Origin of the sequence: Streptomyces sp., assembly GCF_036566765.1 — a bacterium.
Lineage (GTDB): Bacteria > Actinomycetota > Actinomycetes > Streptomycetales > Streptomycetaceae > Streptomyces.
On sequence record NZ_DATCVQ010000164.1, the window covers coordinates 36700 to 42699 of the forward strand.

A 6000-nucleotide genomic window follows, 5' to 3' on the forward strand; every position below is an offset into this window, starting at 1 on the left:
CAGAATCAGCCATCAAGGAGACCGAACCGTGAAGAGCGCCGTGGAGACCCTGAACCCGACCCGGGTTCGGCTCACTGTCGAGGTGCCCTTCGAGGAGCTCAAGGACAGCCTCGACGCGGCGTACAAGAAGATCAACCAGCAGGTCACGGTCAAGGGCTTCCGCAAGGGCAAGATCCCGGCTCGTGTGATCGACCAGCGGTTCGGTCGCGGCGCTGTGCTGGAGGAGGCCGTCAACGACGCGCTCCCGAAGTTCTACACCGAGGCCGTGAACGAGGCCGAGGTCAACCCGCTGGGCCAGCCCGAGGTCGACATCACCGAGCTGAAGGACGGCGAGCTGCTGGCCTTCACCGCCGAGGTCGACATCCGCCCGACCATCGAGATCCCGGACTACTCCGGCATCGAGGTCACCGTCGACGCCGTCGAGGTCACCGACGAGGACGTCGAGAAGTCGGTCGAGCAGCTCCGCGAGCGCTTCGCCTCCACCTCCGCGGTCGAGCGCGCCGCCGCCGAGGGCGACGTCGTCACCCTCGACCTCGAGGCCAAGGTCGACGGCGAGGTGCTGCCCGACGGCGTCGCCAGCGGCGTCTCGTACACCATCGGCTCCGGCGAGCTCCTCGACGGCATCGACGAGGCCGTCACCGGCCTGGAGGCCGACGGCGAGGCCACCTTCACCTCGCAGCTGAAGGGCGGCTCCGCCGAGGGCAAGGACGCGGAGGTCACCGTCAAGGTCACCGCCGTCTCCGCCCGCGAGCTCCCCGCGCTGGACGACGACTTCGCCCAGCTCGCCTCCGAGTTCGACACCCTCGACGAGCTGAAGGCCGACGCCCGCAAGCGCCTCGAGAACCAGAAGCAGTTCGACCAGGCCACCCAGGCCCAGGAGCGCGTCCTCGACGAGCTCATCAAGCTGGTCGAGGTCCCGATGCCCGAGAAGCTTCTCGAGGACGAGATCAACACCCGCAAGCACAACCTGGAGCACCACCAGCTCGGCCAGATGGGCCTCACCCTCGAGAAGTTCCTGGAGATCCAGGGCAAGACCGAGGAGGAGTTCCTGGCCGAGACCAAGGAGCAGGCGGAGAAGGGCATCAAGACGCAGTTCATCCTCGATGAGCTCGTCAACAAGGAGAAGCTGAACGTCAGCCAGGAGGAGCTCACCGAGCACCTGCTGCGCCGCGCCTCCTCCTCCGGCATGAGCCCCGACCAGTTCGCCCAGGCCGTCGTCGAGGGCGGCCAGGTGCCGATGCTCGTCGGCGAGGTCGCCCGCGGCAAGGCCCTCGCGGTCGTCGTCGAGGCCGCCAAGGTCGTCGACGCCAACGGTGAGGTCGTCGACCTCTCCGACGACGAGGACGAGGTCGAGGAGGCCGCCGAGGTCGTCGAGACCGTCGTCGACGGCGACGCCGAGGCCGAGGCCAAGTAAGCCCCGCCCGGCTCCCCTGGAGCCGGTGGCAGGAAGGGCCCGGACGCACGCGCGTCCGGGCCCTTCCCCGTCCCGCACACGGAGTGCAAACGGCCCCTGGCACCTTGCGCTCCGAGCGAACAGTTCGGGAACCGGGATGGCGTTGTCCTACCAGGGCGTTAGGGTCCATGAATAGCGAGGGCAGTGCCCTCCGAACGAGACGCTGAGACGGCACACGCGCCGTCGGAGACGAGCAGGTGGATACGTGACGAATCTGAAGCCTTACGCCGCGGGTGAGCCGTCCATCGGTGGTGGCCTCGGCGACCATGTCTACAACCGGCTGCTCGGCGAGCGCATCATCTTCCTCGGCCAGCAGGTCGACGACGAGATCGCCAACAAGATCACCGCCCAGATGCTCCTCCTGGCCGCCGACCCGGAGAAGGACATCTACCTGTACATCAACAGCCCCGGTGGCTCCGTGACGGCCGGCATGGCCATCTACGACACCATGCAGTACATCCCCAACGACATCGTGACGATCGGCATGGGTATGGCGGCCTCGATGGGCCAGTTCCTGCTCACCGGCGGCACCGCCGGCAAGCGCTTCGCGCTGCCGAACACCGACGTCCTGATGCACCAGGGCTCCGCCGGCATCGGCGGCACGGCCTCGGACATCAAGATCCAGGCCGAGTACCTGCTCCGCACGAAGAAGCGCATGGCCGAGATCACCGCGCTCCACTCCGGTCAGACCGTCGAGACGATCATCCGCGACGGTGACCGCGACCGCTGGTTCACCGCGGACGAGGCCAAGGAGTACGGCCTCATCGACGACATCATCACGCACGCCGCGGGCGTTCCCGGCGGCGGCGGCACGGGCGCCTGAGCCCGGCACCGCTGAAGAGCCCCAGCCCCCGCCGAACGCCACCAGGACGGTGAACACCCAGATGCAGAACAACCTCTCCGCGAGCGGCCTCTACACCGGCGCGCCGATGGACAACCGCTACGTCGTGCCGCGCTTCGTCGAGCGCACCTCGCAGGGCATCCGCGAGTACGACCCGTACGCGAAGCTCTTCGAGGAGCGCGTGATCTTCCTCGGCGTGCAGATCGACGACGCGTCCGCCAACGACGTCATGGCGCAGCTGCTGTGCCTGGAGTCGATGGACCCGGACCGCGACATCTCGATCTACATCAACAGCCCCGGTGGCTCCTTCACGGCGCTCACCGCGATCTACGACACGATGCAGTTCGTGAAGCCCGACATCCAGACGGTCTGCATGGGCCAGGCGGCCTCCGCCGCGGCCGTGCTGCTCGCCGCCGGCACCCCCGGCAAGCGGATGGCCCTGCCGAACGCCCGTGTGCTGATCCACCAGCCCTCCGGCGGCACCGGCCGCGAGCAGCTCTCCGACCTGGAGATCGCGGCCCGCGAGATCCTGCGGATGCGCAGCCAGCTGGAGGAGATGCTGGCCAAGCACTCCTCGACGCCGATCGAGAAGATCCGCGACGACATCGAGCGTGACAAGATCCTGACGGCCGAGGACGCCCTGGCGTACGGCCTGATCGACCAGATCGTCTCGACCCGCAAGAGCACGGCCGCCGCGGCAGCCTGACGCTCGACCTTCCCCTGGCACGGTTCGCCCGGAGTACCGCTTCGATGTGAACCGTGCCAAGGGGGGCCCGAACGGGGGGCCCGGCAAGGTACCGTCGGATATGAGGCACCAGGAGTCGGCTGAACCAAGCCGCTCCCAGGCGAAGGGGAAGCACCTCGTGGCACGCATCGGTGATGGCGGCGACCTGCTCAAGTGCTCGTTCTGCGGAAAGAGCCAGAAGCAGGTGAAGAAGCTCATCGCAGGCCCCGGTGTGTACATCTGCGACGAGTGCATCGACCTCTGCAACGAGATCATCGAAGAGGAGCTCGCCGAGACGAGCGAGGTGCGGTGGGAGGAACTCCCCAAGCCCCGCGAGATCTACGAGTTCCTGGAGGGGTACGTCGTCGGGCAGGAGCCCGCGAAGAAGGCCCTCTCCGTCGCTGTGTACAACCATTACAAGCGCGTCCAGGCCGGCGAGAACGGCGGCGCGCAGGGCCGGGACGACGCCATCGAGCTGGCGAAGTCCAACATCCTGCTGCTGGGCCCCACGGGCTCCGGCAAGACGCTGCTGGCCCAGACGCTCGCCCGCATGCTCAACGTCCCGTTCGCCATCGCCGACGCGACGGCGCTGACGGAGGCGGGCTATGTCGGCGAGGACGTCGAGAACATCCTGCTCAAGCTGATCCAGGCGGCCGACTACGACGTCAAGAAGGCCGAGACCGGGATCATCTACATCGACGAGATCGACAAGGTCGCCCGGAAGAGCGAAAACCCGTCGATCACCCGTGATGTGAGCGGCGAGGGCGTCCAGCAGGCCCTGCTGAAGATCCTGGAGGGCACCACCGCCTCCGTGCCGCCGCAGGGCGGCCGGAAGCACCCGCACCAGGAGTTCATCCAGATCGACACGACGAACGTGCTCTTCATCGTGGGCGGCGCCTTCGCCGGCCTGGAGAAGATCATCGAGTCGCGGGCGGGCGCCAAGGGCATCGGCTTCGGGGCGACCATCCGCTCCAAGCGCGAGATCGAGGCGAGCGACCAGTTCCAGGAGGTCATGCCCGAGGACCTGGTGAAGTTCGGGATGATCCCCGAGTTCATCGGCCGGCTCCCGGTCATCACCTCGGTGCACAACCTGGACCGCGAGGCACTCCTGAAGATCCTCGTCGAGCCGCGCAACGCGCTGGTGAAGCAGTACCAGCGGCTCTTCGAACTCGACGGCGTGGAGCTGGACTTCGACCGCCCGGCCCTGGAGGCCATCGCCGACCAGGCGATCCTGCGCGGCACCGGCGCGCGGGGTCTGCGGGCCATCATGGAAGAGGTCCTGATGTCGGTGATGTACGAGGTCCCGTCCCGCAAGGACGTGGCCCGCGTCGTCATCACGGCCGACGTCGTCCGCAACAACGTCAACCCGACGCTGGTGCCCCGCATCGTCAAGAACGACGGCCGGCACGAGAAGAGCGCGTAGCCGCAGCAGACATACACAGGGGCGCCCGGCCGGATTCCAACCGGCCGGGCGCCCCTGTGTGTTGAGCCGGAGGCTCAGGCCTTCGTGCGGGCCGTGGCGTACAGCTTCGCGGTCAGGTCGGCCACCTCGGCCTGCTGCACGGTCGACTGACCGGTCACCAGGGAGGTCATGTCGATGACGTTGATCGAGCCGAGCGTGGAGTAGTCCGCCCAGGCGCAGGTGGGGACCTCCAGCGAGCTCGGACCACCGGCGGGATTACCGGTCGGACTCGAGCTGCTCATCTTCACCATCTGGCACTTCATGAGCGCGCCTTCGAAGCCGGCCGGCTCCACCGTCTCGGCCGTGCCGACCGGCTCGATCTTGAGGCCCGCCTCCATGTCCTGGTTCTTGCCGATGTTGGCGAAGTAGGTGTCCAGCGCCTTCTCGGGGTCCGCGATCTCGCCGTACAGGCCGCTGAGCGTCAGCTGCTTGCCCTTGAGCTTCTCGGTGCTCGTCTTGTACTGGGCGATGACCTGGGAGGGGTTCGCGATGCCGAACGCCTCGGCCTTCGCCTTCTGCGCCGGGCTGAGCGGCTTCTCGCCGTTCGTGTCGTTCTCGACCTTCTTGTACTCGCCGACGGTCGCCGGGGGCGTGATCTTGTAGCCCTTGGTGTCGTCGCTCACGCCACCGCCGCCGAGGCCGCCTCCGCCTCCGCCGCCGAACACGAAGTACGCCCCGACGCCGAGCGCGGCCACCACCGCGATCACGGCGATGACCGCGCCGGTCTTCTTCTTCGGGGCCGGCGGCGGGAAGCCCGGGCCGCCCTGCCCGTACTGCGGCTGCTGCCCGTACGGTCCGGGCTGCTGCGGCTGGCCGTAAGGCCCCGGCTGTCCATAAGGCTGCTGCGGCGGGACCCCGCCCTGCGGATACCCGTAGCCCGGCTGCGGCGCCTGCTGCGGATACCCGTAGCCGGGCTGGGGCGCCTGCGGCTGCTGGCCGTAGGGACCCGGCTGCCCGTACGGCCCGGGCTGCTGCGGCTGACCGCCGTACGGTCCGGGCTGGTTGTAGCTCATTAAGAGGTTCCCCTCACAGGATGTTTATGCGTACCGAACATCCTGGCGGAACCCGTGCCCCGGTCGGGCGGTGGGGGGCACACCGTTACGGAACTATCTCGTTTCAGGACCGGCCCGGGACCCCTCTAAACTGACCCCGTGACCGAGAACTCTCAGCAGCAGACAGCCGCCAACCCCGAACTGCCGACCCAGTACGCGCCGGCCGAAGTAGAGGGGAAGCTGTACGAGCGCTGGGTAGAGCGCGGTTACTTCGAGGCGGACGCGAAGAGCGAGAAGCCCGCGTACACCATCGTCATCCCGCCGCCCAACGTCACCGGCTCCCTGCACCTGGGCCACGCCTTCGAGCACACGCTGATCGACGCCCTCACCCGCCGCAAGCGGATGCAGGGCTACGAGACGCTGTGGCAGCCGGGCATGGACCACGCCGGCATCGCCACCCAGAACGTCGTCGAGCGCGAGCTCGCCAAGGAGGGCAAGTCCCGCCACGACCTGGGCCGTGAGGCGTTC

The 6000-nt window shown here is 68.0% G+C and carries 6 protein-coding genes; 5 read left to right on the forward strand and 1 reads right to left on the reverse strand.

Going from position 1 to position 6000, the window contains the following annotated elements; all coding sequences use genetic code 11:
- Positions 1-28: 28 nt before the first annotated feature.
- The 4 genes from tig (at position 29) to clpX (ending at position 4441) form a co-directional block, all read left to right on the forward strand.
- A complete protein-coding gene (gene tig, locus VIU94_RS08845; RefSeq protein WP_331909355.1) occupies positions 29-1414 on the forward strand; it encodes a trigger factor in 1386 nt (461 codons plus the stop codon).
- A gap of 244 nt (positions 1415-1658) precedes the next feature.
- Positions 1659-2276: an ATP-dependent Clp protease proteolytic subunit gene (locus tag VIU94_RS08850; RefSeq protein ID WP_331909357.1), complete on the forward strand. Its 618-nt coding sequence runs from the start codon at positions 1659-1661 to the stop codon at positions 2274-2276.
- Between the two features lie 61 nt (positions 2277-2337).
- Positions 2338-3000 (forward strand): ATP-dependent Clp protease proteolytic subunit, encoded by a 663-nt coding sequence (locus VIU94_RS08855; protein ID WP_331909359.1) that lies wholly within the window; start codon positions 2338-2340, stop codon positions 2998-3000.
- Between the two features lie 157 nt (positions 3001-3157).
- Positions 3158-4441: an ATP-dependent Clp protease ATP-binding subunit ClpX gene (clpX, locus tag VIU94_RS08860; RefSeq protein WP_331909361.1), complete on the forward strand. Its 1284-nt coding sequence runs from the start codon at positions 3158-3160 to the stop codon at positions 4439-4441.
- Positions 4442-4515: 74 nt separating this feature from the next.
- Here the strand turns inward: clpX and VIU94_RS08865 are convergent, their stop codons facing one another.
- Entirely contained in the window at positions 4516-5493 is a 978-nt protein-coding gene (locus tag VIU94_RS08865; protein ID WP_331909363.1) for a hypothetical protein, read from the reverse strand.
- Between the two features lie 138 nt (positions 5494-5631).
- On the opposite strand from VIU94_RS08865, the gene VIU94_RS08870 reads away from it, so the two are divergent.
- Positions 5632-6000, forward strand: a 369-nt coding sequence (locus VIU94_RS08870) for a class I tRNA ligase family protein (protein ID WP_331909365.1), incomplete at its 3' end; no start/stop codon positions are given.